Origin of the sequence: Streptomyces sp. NPDC059832 (assembly GCF_042731715.1) — a bacterium.
In the GTDB taxonomy this organism is placed as follows: domain Bacteria; phylum Actinomycetota; class Actinomycetes; order Streptomycetales; family Streptomycetaceae; genus Streptomyces.
On the sequence record NZ_JBHWIY010000045.1, the window covers coordinates 1 to 14970 of the forward strand.

Sequence of the window (14970 nt, forward strand, 5' to 3'; positions counted from 1 at the left end):
GCGTATCCGCTTGTTCTTCTCGCTCATCTCCCGCCGCAGCCGCTCCAGTTCGCCCCGCTCGCTCTCCCGCATCCGCCCGCCGGCGGCCTCCTGCGCGGGCCGACCGGAGGAGGCCGATCGGAGGAGGCCGACCCTTTTCGGCGCCAGCGCGAGACCCAGCCGTGCAGCGTGCCCGCGTGGACTCCGAGCTCGTCGGCGACCTGCGGGATCGGCTTCCCCGTCTCGATCACGATGCGTACAGCACCCTCACGGAACTCGGCGTCGCACGCCCGTTCCTTGGACCCCATGACCCTCACCCCCCCTGCAATCGCGGACTCCACGCTACGAGAGGAAGGTCAGAAGTACAGCCACACGCAGTGCGCGATGATCTCCACCGGGTACCGGTGCCCCTTGTACGACGGCGGCGCGCTGTCCACGGACGGCCCCTCCCAGCATGACCAATCAGAAGATCACCCCACCCGGTCAGTCAACGTGACAGTGCCGTCCGGGGTGTTGAGCTGTTGTCATGGTCTCAATGCAGGGCCGTGGACGATCCGTTGCTGGGGATGGCCGCACCGGGATTGGGGGGACAGCCGTAGTGAGTGGGGGCTACTGCTGCGCATAGCGTCTACGGTGTGAGACATATACGGAACGGGGCGAAGAGATCCCCCTTCGACAGGCACCGACCGGCCCGGTCTGCAGCGGTGTCGGCTGTCCCGTCGGGCGTGGTGGTGGTTGCCGTACCCACGGCGGACGCGGCACATACGACTGGCACTTCCGAACACAACATCCAGCACCGCAAGGAGGCTTCGTGATCACCTCCAGCCCCGCCGTGCGCCGCACCTCTGCGGTGGGCCTCGCCCTCGTCGCCTGCCTCGGCACGGCCCCCACCGCCACGGCCGCGCCGGCCCCCACCAAGTCGAAGTCCAAAGCCTGGCTCGACCGATATTACGATCAGCGCCTGGGCTGGGGCAACTGCGCCAAGAGCTCGGGCGACACCATGGGCCGCGATCTGGACAAGGCCGGCGTGCAGTGCGCGGACGTCACCGTGCCGCTCGACTACTCCGACCCCCGGGGCCGTACGATCACCGTCGCGATATCCCGGCTCAAGGCCACTGACACCCGCCACCGCATCGGCTCGATCCTGCTCAACAACGGCGGCCCCGGTGGCACCGCCCTCGAATCCCCGCCGGAATTCCACGCGTGGATGAAGAAGGTTGGCCCGCGTTACGACATCGTCGGCTTCGACCCGCGCTTCGTCGGCCGCAGCACCCCGCTGGACTGCGGTTTGCCCGTCGGCACCAATCTCTTCTCGGCCGGTCACAGCCGGGCGAGCTTCGAGCGCCAGGTCGCCCTCCAGAAGGATCTGGCCGCCAAGTGCCGCGCCACCAACGCCTCCGTGCTGCCGCACGTCAGCACCCGCAATACCGCCCGCGACATGGACGTCATCCGCGGCGCGCTCGGCGAGAAGAAGATCTCCTACTTCGGCTACTCGTACGGCACCTACCTGGGAACCGTATACACCCAGATGTTCCCCGGCCGCACCGACCGCATGGTCCTGGACGGCGCCATCGACCCACGCAAGTACGGCCCCCGGCTGCTCCGGGAGGCCGTCGGTGAGAACGAGCAGGCCCTCGCCGACTGGGCCTCTTGGGCTGCCGCCCGCAATGACACCTACGGCCTCGGCCGCACCCGCGCCCAGGTTCTCGCCACCATCGACCGCGTCATCAGGGCATCCGCGCGCGCACCGCTGACCGTCGGCAGCGCCCCGGATGCCTTCCAACTTGACGACACCCAGACCCCGTTCCTCCTGCTCGCCGGCCTCGACAGCGACACCGACGCGTCCCGCGCGGCCCTCGGCGAGCAGGTGTCCGTGCTGAACGAGGCCGCGGCCGGGCAGCCGACCCGACTGTCACCGCAGTTCGCCGGGCTGCTGCGGTTCGCGCTGACCGGCGAGCAGTCACACCACGGCAGTGTGCAGTCCGCGGTCATCTGCGGGGACGTGGCGGCCCCGCGCGACCCCGAGGTCTACTGGCGGGACATCGAGCGCAGCCGGACCGCGTACCCGCGCTTCGGCGCGCTGGCCAACAACATCGGTCCGTGCGCCTTCTGGGACCGGCCCCGCGAGAAGCCCACCCAGGTGAAGCACGACGCCAAGGCGCTGATCGTGTCCGCCACCGGCGATACGCGCACCGCCCACAAGGGTGCCGTTGCCCTGCACGGCCTGCTGCCGAGCTCCAAGCTGATCACCCTCAAGGGTGCGAACCGGCACGCGATCTACGGACTGTACGAGAACGCCTGCGTCGACAACAAGGTCAACCAATACCTGGCCACCGGCCGGCTACCCGCCAACGACCGGACCTGCTCCAAACAAGCCGGGCTTCAGCCCAGGTGAGCGCACATTCCTTGATCAGGAACTCCCCTCAAGAGGAGCCACACCCATCTTGAGGGGGAGCTTCGACAGGAACGGCCTGCCCCGCACACCGGCTGTACGCGCGGGGCGGGCCCGCGAGTGACGTTCTGACCCAGTGTCCGGGTTCGGGGGCCCCGCGGCAGTACAGTGCGGAGTTCTGGTCCGACGTGATCGCGTTGTGGCGGGCTTCGGCCGGCAGGCGGACGTTCAAGGACGTCGCGGCTGATCTGAACGTCAGCCCGAGACGCTGCGGACCTGGGTGCGTGATGCCGGCGGTCGTCCAGTCGCCGCCGGCGTGTCGCAGGACACCGAGCCTCGATCAAACCCGGAACGGTTCAGTGGTCGCAGTGCTCCCTGGCTGGTTCGGAGTGCTGGCCGATACCGAGGTCCGGATGCTGCGGGAGCGGTTCGGGGTTGGGGGCGGATGACGGTGGGCCAGACGCTGGCGAAGGGCGGCACCCCGCCGAGGGGATGCCGCCTTTGGGCTGCGCCGGTTCCGCTCAGGCGGCGCGGCGGGTCTTGCGGCGGCGTACTGCGACGGCGGTGCCGCCACCAGCGACGATCAGCGCGCCGGCTACACCATTGATCGCCGCGGTGTTGATGCTGATCGACGCCCTCATCGGCGCGGACAACGCCTTCGTCGTCATCAAATCCGACGAAGACACCTCACCAGCGCGCTTGACGCAAGTCTGATTCTTCGTCGGCAGTTTGCCGGTAGCCAGGTACCTGTTGACCTCGTCGTCCACGCAGGCGTTGCCGTAGCGGCCGAAGAGGGCGTGCCGGTTGGCGCCCTTGAGGGTGAGCAGCTTGGAGCCGGGCAGTTGCTCGTGCAGGGTCACGCTGCTCTTGTAGGTGGTGCGGGGGTCGCCGGTGGCTGCCACGATCAGTACCGGGGCGTCGCGGCGGACCTGGGTGGGTTCCTCGCGGGGGCGGTCCCAGAAGGCGCAGGGGCCGATGTTGTTGGTCATTGGTCCGAACACCGGGTGCGCGGCCCGGCTGCGTTCGATGTCGCGCCAGTAGACCTCGGGGTCGCGCGGGGCGGCCGCGTCCCCGCAGAGGACCGCGGCCTGGACTCCCGACGGTTCGGCCGCGCCGTGCAGTAGGTACCGGAGCGTCGCGGCGAACTCCGGCGAGAGCGGCGTCGGCGCCGTGCCCTGTGCGGCCCTGCTCAGCACGGCCAGCTGCTCGGCGAGGAACGCCCGGGTCGGGTCGGTGTCGTCCCCGATGCTGGAGTAGAGGAGGACCGGCACCTGGGTGTCGTCGATCCGGAAGGTGTCCGCGCCGGTGCCGACGGTCAGCGGGGCGCTGGCGGACGCCTTGAGGACGCGGTCGACGGTGGTGAGCACTTGGGCGCGGGTGCGGCCGAGGCCGTATTCGGCGTCGTGGTCCGCCGCCCACGCGGCCCAGGCGGACAGCGCCTTCTCGCTCGCGCGCTCGGTGCCCTTCGTCAGGCGGGGGCCGTAGTTGGCGGGGGCGACCGCGCCGTCGAGCACGACGCGGTCGTAGCGGCCGGGGAATATCTGGGTGTAAACCGTGCCCAAGTAGGTGCCGTACGAGTAACCGAGGTAGGAGATCTTCCGCTCGCCGAGCGCGCCGCGGACGACATCCATGTCACGGGCCGTGTTGCGGGTACTGATGTACGGCAGCACGGAGGCGTCATGGGTGCGGCACTTCTTGGCAAGGCTCTTCTGCAGGGCGACCTGGCGGTCGAAGCCTGCCCGGCTGGTGCCGGCCGAGAACCAGGACGTGCCGACGGGCCAGCCGCAGTCCAGTGGGGTGCTGCGGCCGACGAAGCGTGGGTCGAAGCCGACGATGTCGTAGCGCGCGCCGACGTCCTTCATCGCCTTGCGGGCGTCCGGCGGCGACTGGACTGAAGGTCCGCCCGGCCCGCCGTTGTTCAGCAGGATCGATCCGATGCGGTGGTGGGTGTCAGTGGCCTTGAGCCGGGATATCGCGAGGGTGATCGTGCGTCCTGCGGGGTGGGCGTAGTCGAGCGGCACGGTGACGTCCGCGCACTGCACACCGGCCTTGTCCAGATCGCGGCCCGTCGTGTCGGCGGGGCCCGTGACGCAGCTGCCCCAGCCGAGGTGTTGCCGGTAGTACTGGTCGAGCCCGGCTCCGGTGCCGTTCTTGGCGGGGGCCTCTGAAGCTGAGGCCAGGGCGGGAGAAGTGATGAAGCAGGCGGCGAGGGTGAGGCTCGCGGCGGAGGCGCGCCGCGCGGTGAGGCTGAGGATGGTCACAGGTCTCCTTGGGTTGGTGGGTACGGTCGGTGGCGCGGAACGCGGTGTCCAGGGCGGCGCGGAAGTCGGCTTCGGCTCGGTACCGGGCACCTCGTTGCTGTGGACCCAGAAGTCCGATGAAGATCTTGTTATGACTGCCTGACTCAACCGCTTCGCCCCTAAATATCGATCGGGGCAAACCTGCCCGGGTCGGGCGCGATTTCAAGATTTCCAGTGGGCTTCTAGGGTGTTTCTGACGGCTCTTCAAACATCTGGTGGCTGTCACGGGTGCGCACGCTCAACCATGCGAGTCCACGCCGGACAGATGAGGTGCTCACGGGTCACCTGAGCCGTTCGGTCAGTCCGCCATCATGACCCGGCGGGGGTCCGGGGCCGGTGCGTTCGTACGGTGCTGCGGGTGGCCGCCCTTGGTGGGCCGTGGGCGGACCGGCCACCAGATGCTCCGGCCGAGGAGGGCGGCGAGGGCGGGGACCAGCACCAGCGAGAGGACGAGCGCGGAGAGCAGGATTCCGAGCGTCATTGCGAAGGCGATCTGCTCGTTGCCCGGGGTCGTGGCGAGGGTGGCGAAGGAGCCGGCGAGCACCAGGCCGGCCGTCGCGATGGCCGGTGTCGTGTGCCGTACCGCGCGGGCCACGGCGGCGCGGGCCGGGCCCGGTCGCCGCATCTCCTCCCGGATCCGGTCGCTGATCAGGATGTTGTAGTCGGTGCCCAGGGCCACGACGAACAGGAACAGCACCAGGGGCAGGGTGAAGTCGACGCCCGGCTTGCCGAGGGCGTGCTGGAAGAGCAGGGTGGCGGCGCCGAGGGTGGCGGCGAAGCCGAGCCCGACGGAGAGCATCAGGACCACCGGTGCGAGCAGGCTGCGCAGGAGCAGCAGGAGGATGAGCGCGATCAGTGCGGCTGCGACCGGGAACACGGTCTTCAGGTCGTGGTCGACGGCGGTCGTGACATCGGCGTGGATCGCCGCGGTCCCGCCCACGTGTGTCGTCGTTCCGGCGGGTGTGTGCTGGGTGACCGCGGCCCGGATCGGTCCGGAGGCCAGGTCGCGGGCTTGTTGGCTCTGTGGGTCGGCGGTCGGGTAGAGGTCGATCCGGGCGGCGCGGTGGTCCTTGTTCAGGACGGTCGGTGCGACCTTGCCCACGCCGTGGACCCGGGTTAGTGCCCGGGAGAGGCCGTCGAGCCGGCCGGTGGTGAGGGTGTCGCCGTCCTTGGCGGTGACGAAGACGCTCGTCGGGTCCGACACTCCGGCCGGCAGTGTGCGGGATATCTCGGCCGCGGTGCTCGCGGCGGGGGTCGCGTCGTCGGAGCCGCCCCGGCCGTAGTCCATGCGGATGCCGGTCAGCCCGGCGGCCAGCGCGGCGAGCAGGGCGACGGAGGCCGTCAGCATCGTCAGCGGCCGTCGCGTGACCAGCGTGCCGAAGCGGGCGGCACGTCCTTCGCCCGGCTTGTGGCGAAGGGTTCGGGAGGGCCAGAACATCTTGCGCCCGGCGGCCGCGAGCAGCGCCGGCAGCAGGGTGAGGCTGCCGAGCAGCATCACCAGGACCGCGACGGCGATGGCGGGGCCCAGCGAGCGGAACTGCCCGAAGGTCGCCAGGCCCAGCGTGGCGAACGCGGCCACGATGGTCAGCGCCGCCGAGGTGATCGCGGTGCCCACCCGGCCCGAGACCTCCTCGGCCGCCTCGCGGGCGGACTGCTCGGGCCGGTCGCGCAGTTGCTCGCGGAAGCGGAACAGCAGGAACAGCAGGTAGTCGATGCCGATGCCGAGCAGGACCACGTTGATCAGCCCCGGGGTGCTCGCGTCGAGCTTGCGCCCGGTGAGCAGCGCCGCGCCCGCCACGGTTCCCGCCGCCACGAAGCCGATCATGGCGACCGCGAGCAGCGGCAGCAGGGCCGCCAGCACACTGCGGAACACCAGCACGTTGATCAGCAGGATGAGCGCCGTGAGGAGGGCGCCCCCGACCTTCGCGGCGGTTTCGTGGGCGTCGGTGGTGTCGACGGTGTCGGCGAGGCTCCCGGTGAAGCCGGTGCGCATCCCCGCCTCGGAGAACTGTGTCCGGGCGGCGTCCCGGAAGGCCCGGTAGACACCCTGGACCCCCTGGTCCGCGGGATTCCCCGTCAGCTGGACGGAGAGCAGTTCGAAGCTCCGGTCGGGTGCCGTCATCGACGGGGCGATCCTGGGTGTCTGGGAGCGGTCCGGGACCAGGAACCGAGGCATGTCGTCCTCCCTGGGCATGATCACCCGGTGCCGGCCCAGCTTCGCCGCCCCGGCCTCGACCCGCTTGTGGTCGGCGGCGCCGAGGGCCTTGCCGTCGGACCGGGCGACCAGCACGGTCACCGTGGTGGCGTCGGGGTTCACGCCGAACTGTTCTTCGGCGATCCGGAGCGCGGCGGCCGAGTCGTAGGAGCGGGGCAGGAAGTCCCCGGTCCGGTGCTGGGTGACACGGCCGATCAGGGTCGGGATCAGGGCGCTCATCACGACCCCCAGCACCGCCCAGAGGGCGATGACCTTCCATGGGTGTCTGGTGGAATATCCGGTCAGGGCGCGGATCACGAGGTCCTCCGGCGGACGGACTTGAATGCGGACGGCTGCCGGGGGCTCCCGGCCGGTCTCCAGACCATCACCCCGAGGGGCCGGGAAGCGTCCTGGCAGCGGATGATCCGGGCCGGGGCCCTGGGTCCTGCCCCGGCCAGGGACCAGGACCCAGGTCCTGGTCCCCATCCTGGTCGCGGGCCGCGAGCTGCCGCCGACGGTGCTGCCACCCGTGCTGCCGCTGCAGCTGCTGTGCAACTCTGTACCGGAGGCCGTGAGGCCGGACACAGGGAGAACGGACATACGCAGGCGCCGACACATCGGGCCCGGCGATGCCCGGGAGCCGCTGCACATCGACAGCGCCGGGCCGCCGTCGTCCCGCAACGACGCACTCGTGACCGGCGGGGCCTACACAATGAACCTGCTCAGCTACGTGTTCTTCGACGACCCCGACGGTCGATACGCCGTGAGCGTGGCCGGGTTCCTCCTCGTCGCGCTGGCAGCCCTGCCGCTGCTCGTCCGGCGCAGCCACCCGGTGGTGGCGCTCGCTGCCGTACTGGCACATCCACCAGGAACGCATCGTCCTCACCCTCAACGCCGACGGACGACAAGTCGGCGAGGACGATCTAGTCCAACTGGCCGAGCGGTACCGCGCGATGCTCGACCACATAGCAAAGACGGAGACCGAATGATCAGCCGCAATCCACAGGACGTGCACGCTCCGGTCGCGGAGTACACACATCAGATCTAAGTGAGCAGCCCCGGCCGCTGGCTCGTGCTCTCAGGGCAGATCGGCATGCGGCAGGACGGCAGTGTGCCACCGGACCCCATCGAGCAGATCGGCGTCGCCCTGGAGAACCTCCGGAGCAACCTCGACGCCGTCGGCATGGTGGTGAGCGACCTGGTGAAGCTGACCTTCTACCTGGTCGGCGACATGGACCCGGCGGCACGCCGCGCCGTGGTCGCCGAATTCTTCGGCGACCACCTGCCCGCTACCACGCTCCTCTACGTCAGCGCCCTGGCCGCCCCGACACTGCGCGTCGAGATCGACGCGTGGGCGTTCCAGCAGACGGCCTGACCCCTCATCGGGACCTCCAGCTGCGGCCTCCCGACCGCGGCTGCCTGCAAACCCTTCGGAAGGACACCATGAGCACAACTCTGCTGCCCGTGGAAGACGCGGTCGACGTCTTCCAGCAGTCCGACGGCTACCTCACGCACGCCCGGCGCTGAGGAAAGCCACAAGGCGGCGACGTCATCCTGCTGCTGCACGGCGGAGTCAGCCACTCCCAGTGGCAGGCCCCTCTGGCCGATGCCATACGCCAACTGGCGCCGGAACTCACCTTCGTGGCCGTCGACCGCTGCGGCTCGGGCCTCAATCAGGACACCCGCGGACATCTTCCCTCGAAGGAACGGGAGATCGCCGACGTCACCGCGCTGATCAGGCATCTCGCGGACTCCTACGAGCGGGTCCACCTGGCCGGCCTGCTTCGGGGCCTAGGTCGCCTGCATCGCCGCAGCCGATTTGTTGCCGGAGAACAAGATCGAGAGCCTGCTCATGGTCTCGCCGGGCTTCGTGTTCGGCGAGCGCTACGCGGACGTCCTGCGGATGAGCACCGCGGCGGTCCGCGGCATCGTGGCCGAGCTGGGGATCTCCCCCAACCCAGAGCATGCGTATGTACCCGTCCCACTCCAGCCCTCCGACTTCACCACCGACGAGAAGTGGCTGTCCTTCGCGACCGAGGACGAGCTCACCCTGCGTCGGGTGACGGAGAGCACGGTGACCGTCTGGGGTGAACTCGCCGCCTGGTCGTGGGAGGCCCTGGACCGGCTGGAAGCCCTTCCAACCCTTGCCGTCTTCGGCACCCAGGACCGTCTCGTCGACCACATCGCCGTCGCCGACCTCCTTCGGGAGCGCCTCACCAAGGTGCCTCCGGTGATCGAGTTCATCGACGCCCTGCACGCCGTGCAGTTCGCCGAGCCGGACCTGCTGGCCCAGCACCTGGTCTCGTTCGTCCACACGCTGACGGCGAGGTAGCCCACACCGTGAAGTCCTGGCCGGACTGCGCGAGCTGACACTGATGTCGGCGAGCTCCATCACCATCATCGGGACCACAGCAATCGCGGCAAGCCTGCCTGAGATGCTCAAACGGTTCGCACACACTCCCCACGCCCAGTTCTTGGTCGGCCTCATGCTGACGCTGCCGGCGCTGGCTGCGGGAGTGTGTGCTCCGGTCATGGGCGCCATCGTCGACCGCTTCGGTCGCAAGCGGCTCTTCCTCATCGCTCTGGCCGGCTACGGGACGGCCGGCTACGCCGGGGCCTTCCTGGAGAACCTGTACGCGATCACGGCGTCGCGTTTCCTCCTCGGCATCGCCGTTTCGGGCGTCGCGACCTGCGCCACGGTCCTCATCTCGGACTACGCCAAGCAGGGCGGCGGGGCTGGCCCCGATCGCCCACGGCAGCGACTCGGCAGGCTCGGTCCGCGGCCCCGCCTCGGCATGCGGCGTGGTGGGTTTCAAACCCAGCCGCGGTCTCGTCCACGCCGGGCCCACGGCATACGACGTCAGTGGACTCACCACCAGCGGAGCACTCGCCCGGACCGTCGAGGACGCCGCGGCCCTGGTCGACGCATTCGCCACGCCGCGGCCCGTGAACGGCCGCCCTCGCGGCGCAATCCGCAGAGGCGGAGTTTCCGTGCGCACAGCCTCGTGACAACGCCCTGTCCGCGGCATTGCAGTCATCACGCATATCTCAGGAATGCCGGGAAAGGGGCCACTGCCGGAGATCGGGGCTACCATGACAGGTCGGGAAGGTCCTTACAACTGCCCTATTTTTCAGTCGACTTGATGGCACAGCAGAGAGGAATCGCGTGTACCTGAGTGTCCCCTTCGAAGACGGTGAGGCCTTCGTCGTTGAGTTGTCTGACGAGCAGGGATCCGGGGTGATCCGGGCGAGTCGAGGCGACGGACTCTTCGAGACCTCCGCCGAAACGTTCGAGTCGGGGATGGCCCGAGTGCAGCGGGTGGCCGCCACGATGCTGGAGCGGCTGGCGGATCTGCCACGCAAGCCTGATCACGTCCGTGCGGAGTTCGGACTGCGGGTGACAGCAGAGGCGGGCCTGGTCGTGGCGAAGGGATCTGGGGACGCGCACATTAAGCTGGAGCTGGAGTGGGGCCGCCCCGAGGGCAGCACGTGACGCCGGCAGGTGAGCCGGACTCCGCGTGGGAGCGCGGGATGGCCCGGGTGCTTCATGATGGCCGTCCGGTCGGGGTGGCGTTCCTGATTCCCGACCGGCTGCTGCTTACGTGCGCACACGTCGTCGCCTCCACCGCAGGGCTCCCGGACGACGAACCGCTGCCGGACCTCCTCCCGGTCACCCTCGACTTCCCGCTGCTGCCCGGGCGTCCCGAGGCCACGGCCTCCGTGCATTTCAGCGTTCCCGTGGCTGGTGACAGCAGCGGCGATGTCGCCGTTCTGCAGTTGAACGGCGAGCCCCCGCCTGGTGCCGTACCTCTGCGGATCGTGGAGGCGGAGGACCTGGCCGGGCACCGCTGGCGGGCTTTCGGCTTCCCGAAGTTGCCGGGACGAGGTGGCAGCAAGGACGCCGGGATCTGGACCCGCGGCACCGTCGAGGGCCGCGAGGGTACCGGCTGGTGGCAGTTGACCTGTGTCGAAGAGGCACCGTTCCCGCTGGCAGGCGGCTTTAGCGGGGCGCCGGTGTGGGACGAGGAATACGGCGGTGTCATCGGTATCATCGTCGCCGTCGAGGGGGACCAGCGGCGCCGGACTGGCTATGCCCTCACCGTGGAGTCCCTCACCCGGGAGTGGCCCGAGCTGCGCAGAAGGCTGCTGGCGGACAGCCCGTACCGCGAACTGCTGCCGTTCACCGAGCACGACCGCGCCGTCTTCCACGGCCGTACGAACGAGACGCAGCAGCTGATCGAGCTCCTCGAGCAGCAGCAGGTACCCATCCTGCCTGTGTTCGGACCCTCCGGCGTCGGCAAGTCCTCGCTGGTCGGTGCCGGCCTGCTCGGACACCTTGACAGCGAGCGGTACGTGATCGCCCGCTTGCCTCATGGGCTGCGCCTTTCCGCCGAGGAGCTGCTGGCCTGGGCCCTGGCCTCGGCGGGAGACGCGGACACCATGCAGGCGGGCTGGCACGACCGCTGGCTGGCGCTGGCTCGGCAGCTCACCGATGAGCAGGGCATCCGTACCGCTGTGGAGCAGACACTGGCCCGCCGCGGCGGACGGTCGCGACTGGTGCTGGTGGCCGACCAGTTCGAAACGCTGCTCGCGGACGCGCCCGACACGGCCCGCCGGCTGGACGCCATGCTCGGGGTTCTGACGGCTCGCCGCACGGACGGCAGCCGCCCCGCCCAGGCCGTGGTCGTCACCCGGATCGACTTCCTCCGGCAGATCGAGCAGCTCTCCCACCTCTGGACGGCATGGGAAGCCACCTCCGTGGTGGTACAGCCGATGATGCGGGCACAGCTGCGAGAGGCGATCACCCGTCCGCTGGAAGGGCACGCGGGGGTCCGGTTCGCCAACGGCCTGGTCGAGCAGCTGCTGCGGGACACCCCGCCCGGTCCGGCCGCGCTGCCGATGCTCGAGTACGCCCTGAGCCAGCTGTGGGAGCGACAGGAACGCGGGTGGCTGACCACCACCGCGTACCAGGACCTCGGTGGCGTGGAGGGGGCGCTGGCGGGAGATGCGGAGCACAGTCTGTGGGACTGGGCGGACGAGGCCGAGCGGCAGGCGCTGGAGCGGATCTTCATCCAGCTCGTACGTCCTGGCGAGCAGCTGGACGCCGGAGAGCGCGGCCCGGACACCCGCCGTGTCGCCGCGCGCACCCAGTTCTCCGCAGGCGACTGGGCGTTGATCCACCGGCTGGCCAGCACGCGGCTGGTCGTGGTGACGCGCCGCCCGACGGGGCGGGACACCGCTGAGCTCGCACACCAGGCACTGGTGGAAATGTGGCCGCGGCTGCAGCGCTGGGTCGAGGAGAACCGGGAGTTCCGCAGCTGGCAGGAGACGCTGCGCCGTTCCCTGCAGGCCTGGCAAGAACAGGGCCGGCCGCGTGAACTGGCCCTCGGCCGGGAGCAGATCGCGGAGGCGCGGCGGTGGATTGGCGCACGCGCCACCGAAGTGTCCACCGACGAGGCCGAGTTCGTCGAGGCCAGTGCCCAGGTTCAGCAGCGCCTCGCCCGTCGGCGCCGCCTAGTGCTCGCGGGCTTCGCTGTGCTCACCGCGCTCGTCCTCATTGCGGCCGGCCTGGCCAGCCTCAACGCCCGCAGCAGCAGCGAGCAGCGGGCCTTGGCAGCCACTCGGAGCCTGACGGAACAAAGCCGGCAGTACGCCAACGCCGACCCGGCCCTGGCGGCCCGCCTCGCCCTTGCCGCTCAGCGAATTTCCCCAACTTCGGCGACCCGCGCCCAGCTCCTGTCCACGGTGTCCTCACCCCTGCGGGCCATTTTCACGGGGCACAGCGCGGGGGTGCGGTCGGTGGCCTTCAGCCCGTCCGGAAAGACCCTCACGACCGGCGGGGACGACGGCGCGGCACGACTGTGGGACATAGCAGGGCGCCAGCAGCTGGCTTCACTTGACGGCCGCAGCAGCCAGGTGCAGACAGTGGCGTTCAGCCCCGACGGCAGGACACTTGTCACGGCGGGCGGAGGGACCGCACGGCTGTGGGACGTCCGTTCGGGCAAGCAGACTGCCGTCCTGACCGACGCCTGGAGCCCGGTGGCCTACAGCCCGGACGGAGCCATGATCGTCACCGGCAGCCCACGGGGCAGAATCGTGCTCTGGGACGCCCGCACCCATCGCAAGACCGGCGAACTCCGGCTCCACCAAGAGGACGACGGTGTCCTGCTCTCCGACCTCGCCCTCAGCCCGGACGGCACGACCCTCGCCGCCACGGTCACCAGCTTCCGTACCAGCGCGAGCGACAAGTCCGCAGTGCAGCTCTGGGACGTACAGAGAAAGCGCCGAACCGCCACGCTGAAGGGTCACACGGGCTGGGTCCAGTCGCTGGCGTTCAGCCCCGACGGGGGCACTCTGGCCACGGGGGCAAACGACGCCACGACACACCTGTGGGACGTGCGTACGCACCGCTCGGTGGCCACGCTCACCGGCCCCAGCGGCACCGTGTTCGCCCTGGCGTTCAGCCCGGACGGCCGGACCTTGGCGAGCGCGGGCCAGAACCAGGCCGTGTGGCTGTGGGACGTACAGACGCGGGTCGCCCTGACCGTGCTGAACGGCCACACCGGAACCGTGAACGCACTCGCGTTCAGCCCTGACGGCGCGACGCTGGCCAGCGGATCGGCGGACGCCACGGTCCGGCTGTGGGACATGAGGATCGGGCAGCCGCGCGCCACGATCGCCCGGCCGGCCGGTTCAGAACCCCGGACCATGGTGTCGGAACCCAAGGCCACCTTCAGCCCTGACGGGAAGATGCTGGCGGTCAGTGACGACTACGGGGGCGTGCGCCTGTACAACGCCCGAACACGGCACGCGCTGGGCCGACTGACCGGAGCCAGCGGCTCGGTGAGCTCGGTGCGGTTCAGCCCAGACGGCAGGTTCGTCGCCGCGAGCAGCCATGACAGTCCGGCGGTCCTGCTGTGGGACGCACGCACCCACCGCCGACTCGCCTCCCTCGACGGCCACCGCAGGCCCGCGCAGTTCGTCCGCTTCAGCCCCGACAGTCAAACGCTCGCCACCAGCAGTTACATCGACGGCACAACCCGCCTGTGGAGCGTTCGCACCCATCGCCAGCTGGCGCCCATCTCCGGCGGGGCCGGCTGGACGACCTTCAGTCCGGACGGCAGAACCCTCGTCACCAACGGCTCCCAGCCCTCGTCCGTGCAACTGTGGGATGCCCGGAGCCACCGTCGGCTCGGCACACTCGACGCGGTCAGTAAAATGATCGCCTCCGTTGTCTTCAGCCCGGACGGCAGCACCCTAGCCACGGCAGGCGGAGGCGGAAAACTGCAGCTGTGGGACGTGCAGAACCGCCACCTCATCGCGACGCTCGCGGGTCACACCGACATGGTGCAGTCGCTGGCCTTCACCCCGGACGGGAAAACTCTGGCCAGCAGCGGCCGGGACGCCACAGCGAAACTGTGGGACGTCACCACACACCGCCGCCTCGCCACCCTCACCGGCCACACCGGCATTGTGTGGTCGGCCGTCGTCAGCCCGGACGGGAAGACCCTGGCAACGACCGGTGACGACCGCACCGTACGCCTTTGGGACATCGAGACCCACCAGCAGCTGGCCCTGTACACCGGCCACACCGGTGTCGTGCACTCGGCCCTCTTCTCCCCGGACGGGAACACCCTCGCCACCAGCAGCTCCGACCTGACGGTACGGCTGTGGGACACCGACGCCTTCAACGACCTAATCACCCTCACCCACAAGGCCTGCACGATCGCGGGCCGGTCCCTGACCAAAGGGGAATGGCGCCGCTACGTCCCCGACGGAGTCGCGTACCACCGGATCTGCCCCTGAACCGTGGCCGAGGCCATGACGAGGTCCGAACCATGTCCCTGGCCAGGAGCGAGTCACTGAGTTTGAGGACGACCTCGCTGCCCCGATCCGGCATGGAACGCGAGCACATCCGCGACCGCACCCTCGAAGGACACGAGTCCGCCCGCAAACGCGGCAAGACCATCGGCGGCGCGGGCGTCACCGACAACGACATGCTGTCCATGGCCCTCCACCTGCGCAGCCAGGAACTGAGTCTGCGCGACATCGCCAAGCGGCTCGTCGGGCGTTGTCACGTTGTTGGGTGCGTGGGTGTCTGATGG

Annotated in this window: 10 protein-coding genes and 2 pseudogenes; 9 read left to right on the forward strand and 3 right to left on the reverse strand. The window is 69.7% G+C overall.

Going from position 1 to position 14970, the window contains the following annotated elements:
- Window positions 1-23 precede the first annotated feature (23 nt).
- A complete protein-coding gene (locus ACFV8T_RS40510) occupies window positions 24-287 on the reverse strand; it encodes a transposase (RefSeq protein ID WP_385337531.1) in 264 nt (87 codons plus the stop codon).
- A gap of 503 nt (window positions 288-790) precedes the next feature.
- On the opposite strand from ACFV8T_RS40510, the gene ACFV8T_RS40515 reads away from it, so the two are divergent.
- The gene (locus ACFV8T_RS40515) at window positions 791-2374 is read left to right on the forward strand and encodes an alpha/beta fold hydrolase (RefSeq protein ID WP_385337534.1); all 1584 of its coding nucleotides are present in this window, start codon (window positions 791-793) and stop codon (window positions 2372-2374) included.
- A gap of 518 nt (window positions 2375-2892) precedes the next feature.
- On the opposite strand, the gene ACFV8T_RS40520 is transcribed toward ACFV8T_RS40515, so the two are convergent.
- Entirely contained in the window at window positions 2893-4632 is a 1740-nt protein-coding gene (locus ACFV8T_RS40520) for an alpha/beta hydrolase (RefSeq protein WP_385337537.1), read from the reverse strand.
- 337 nt (window positions 4633-4969) lie between these two features.
- Entirely contained in the window at window positions 4970-7183 is a 2214-nt protein-coding gene (locus ACFV8T_RS40525; protein ID WP_385337540.1) for an MMPL family transporter, read from the reverse strand.
- Window positions 7184-7913: 730 nt separating this feature from the next.
- Between ACFV8T_RS40525 and ACFV8T_RS40530 the strand changes: the two genes are divergently transcribed.
- From ACFV8T_RS40530 to ACFV8T_RS40565, 8 genes and pseudogenes are all read left to right on the forward strand, one after another.
- Window positions 7914-8240: a RidA family protein gene (locus ACFV8T_RS40530; protein WP_385337543.1), complete on the forward strand. Its 327-nt coding sequence runs from the start codon at window positions 7914-7916 to the stop codon at window positions 8238-8240.
- Window positions 8241-8425: 185 nt separating this feature from the next.
- Window positions 8426-8620, forward strand: a pseudogene (locus ACFV8T_RS40535) (serine aminopeptidase domain-containing protein); the annotation flags it as partial.
- Between the two features lie 67 nt (window positions 8621-8687).
- Window positions 8688-9197: an alpha/beta fold hydrolase gene (locus ACFV8T_RS40540; protein ID WP_385337546.1), complete on the forward strand. Its 510-nt coding sequence runs from the start codon at window positions 8688-8690 to the stop codon at window positions 9195-9197.
- Window positions 9198-9240: 43 nt separating this feature from the next.
- Window positions 9241-9576: pseudogene (locus tag ACFV8T_RS40545) on the forward strand (MFS transporter); the annotation flags it as partial.
- A gap of 25 nt (window positions 9577-9601) precedes the next feature.
- Window positions 9602-9874 (forward strand): amidase family protein, encoded by a 273-nt coding sequence (locus ACFV8T_RS40550; RefSeq protein ID WP_385337619.1) that lies wholly within the window; start codon window positions 9602-9604, stop codon window positions 9872-9874.
- A 205-nt stretch (window positions 9875-10079) separates the two neighbouring features.
- Window positions 10080-10358 carry a CU044_2847 family protein gene (locus ACFV8T_RS40555; RefSeq protein ID WP_385337549.1) on the forward strand — a complete coding sequence of 93 codons (279 nt, stop codon included), beginning with the start codon at window positions 10080-10082 and terminating at the stop codon, window positions 10356-10358.
- A gap of 38 nt (window positions 10359-10396) precedes the next feature.
- Window positions 10397-14671 (forward strand): trypsin-like peptidase domain-containing protein, encoded by a 4275-nt coding sequence (locus ACFV8T_RS40560; RefSeq protein WP_385337552.1) that lies wholly within the window; start codon window positions 10397-10399, stop codon window positions 14669-14671.
- A gap of 32 nt (window positions 14672-14703) precedes the next feature.
- Window positions 14704-14967: a hypothetical protein gene (locus ACFV8T_RS40565; protein WP_385337630.1), complete on the forward strand. Its 264-nt coding sequence runs from the start codon at window positions 14704-14706 to the stop codon at window positions 14965-14967.
- Window positions 14968-14970: the final 3 nt, after the last annotated feature.